The sequence below is a fragment of the Aeromonas lacus genome (assembly GCF_000764665.1).
Classification (GTDB): Bacteria; Pseudomonadota; Gammaproteobacteria; order Enterobacterales; family Aeromonadaceae; genus Aeromonas; species Aeromonas lacus.
The window spans coordinates 1-846 of record NZ_JRGM01000065.1; the positions used below are offsets into that span (position 1 = coordinate 1).

The 846-nt window shown below is 41.7% G+C and carries 1 protein-coding gene; it reads left to right on the plus strand.

Going from position 1 to position 846, the window contains the following annotated elements; all coding sequences use genetic code 11:
• On the plus strand, positions 1-846 hold an 846-nt coding region (locus LG31_RS21175), incomplete at both ends, for a hypothetical protein (protein ID WP_033113876.1).

An 846-nucleotide genomic window follows, 5' to 3' on the forward strand; every position in this document is an offset into this window, starting at 1 on the left:
GCACGTAACGATGTAGACACAAAACTGACTGCTGATATTGCTAAAGTAGAAGCAAATGCCGATGCAGCCACTAAAGCAGAAGCAAAGGTAAGAGCAGATGCAATCACCAAAGTACAAGCTGATATTGCAAAGGTAAATTCCGATGCAGACGCAGAAGATGTGAAACTTACTGCTGCGATTAAAGCTGTAGACGACAAAGTAAAAGCACAAGGTACAGATATCCAATCAAAGCTGGATGTGCAAGCACAGAACTACGCCAAGCTCGATACCAAGGTTAACTCCAACCGCTCTGAGTTCAATGGTGAAATTGCCTCTATCAAAACTTTTAATGGCAAAGTGCAGGAACAGCTTAATACATTGGGTTCTGTATCCGAGAAAGGTATCAACGACCTAAAGACTCAAGTTATAACTTTGGATCAACGCCTAACTGATACTGGTGCAAAGCTGTATCAAGATATGGTTAACGTAGAATCCAAGTTAACCGCCGTTGATGCAAAGACAGCAGAAACCAATAAACAGCAAGATGATCGCTTAACTAAAATCGAAACGGACTTTGCAACTAAAGCATATGTGCAAGCTGAAATTAAGAAGATTTCAATTACTGATATCAAGCAAGTACAAGCTGAATCAAATCTGCCTGCTGCTGGTACTGCATATGGTGACTTCTATTTCATCACCAGTACAAAAGAATGGAAAACCTCAGACGGCAAAGTGTGGCTCGATGTTACCGCAGTTGTGCCGGATGAAGTGCAAGCCAAAATGGATAAAATGCAGTCAGATCTGGAAGCTAAGATTGTTGCGGTTGAGAAGAATGCAAAATCGGCTCATGCATGGCTAGTACTCGAT